Source organism: Dermacoccus sp. Tok2021 (genome assembly GCF_019895135.1).
GTDB lineage: Bacteria > Actinomycetota > Actinomycetes > Actinomycetales > Dermatophilaceae > Dermacoccus > Dermacoccus abyssi.
Genome location: NZ_JAGTHU010000048.1, coordinates 1 through 1,047, shown reverse-complemented (window position 1 = coordinate 1,047; position 1,047 = coordinate 1). Strand labels below are relative to the sequence as shown.

1 protein-coding gene is annotated in these 1,047 nt (G+C 67.6%); it reads right to left on the bottom strand.

All coding sequences use genetic code 11. The features are described 5' to 3' along the window. Positions 1 to 924, bottom strand: a 924-nt coding sequence (locus K9D12_RS14720) for an IS256 family transposase (RefSeq protein WP_223060589.1), incomplete at its 3' end; no start/stop codon positions are given. Positions 925 to 1,047: the final 123 nt, after the last annotated feature.

The window sequence follows — 1,047 nt, the reverse complement described above, 5'->3', positions numbered from 1 at the left end:
GGCGGGCAGCTTCTCCTGCACGTAGTCCAGGAGACGGTCGAACTGCGCCTGGACCGCGCCGGAGTCGGGCTGGTCGTACACCGAGTGCAGCATCGCCTTGACCGCCGGCCACATGCTCTTGGGCGTCACGCTCATGAGGTTGGCGGCGTAGTGCGTGCGGCAGCGCTGCCAGGCCGCGCCGGGCAGGTTGGCCGCGATGGCCTCGACCAGGCCTGCGTGAGCGTCACTGGTGACCAGCCGCACCCCGGTCAGCCCGCGTGCGGTCAGGTCGGCGAAGAACTCGTTCCACGCCGACCCTGTCTCGCTGGTGGCCACGCGCAGCCCCAAGACCTCGCGGTGCCCGTCGCCGTTGACGCCCACAGCGATCAGCGCGACGGCGTTGATCACCCGTCCACCCTCACGGACCTTCATCGTCAGCGCGTCCGCGGACACGAACGTGAACGGCCCAACCTCAGCCAGCGGGCGGTGGCGGAAGTCCTCGACGATCTGGTCCAGGTCACTCGCCATCCGAGACACCTGGGACTTCGACAACGAGTCGATCCCCAGCTGACGCACGAGTTTGTCCATGCGGCGAGTGGACACGCCAGCGAGGTAGCAGTCCGCGACCACCGTGATCAGGGCGGACTCGGCACGCTTGCGGCGTTCAAGGAGCCACTCGGGGAAGTAGGTCCCGCTGCGCAGCTTCGGGATCGCGACGTCCACGGTCCCGACGCGGGTATCGAGGTCGCGGTGGCGGTAGCCGTTGCGCTGCGTCGTGCGCGTCGCGCTGGGGCGTCCGTACTCGGCTCCGACCACGGCATCGGCATCCGCGGAAAGCAACGCGTTGATCATGGTCTGCAGCAGGCTGCGCATCATGTCCGGGCTGGCTTCGGACAGGGCTTCACCCAGAAGGCCGGCAGGGTCGACAATGTGTGGTGCGGTCATCGTGATGACTCCGTTCGAGAGTGCTGTGAGAGGTTCGCTCGAAGGATCACGCGGTGGCCGCACCCCTGTCCACTACCGGGACCAGGTCAGCGACCGCGCTACACCACTATCGGGGACTCAACT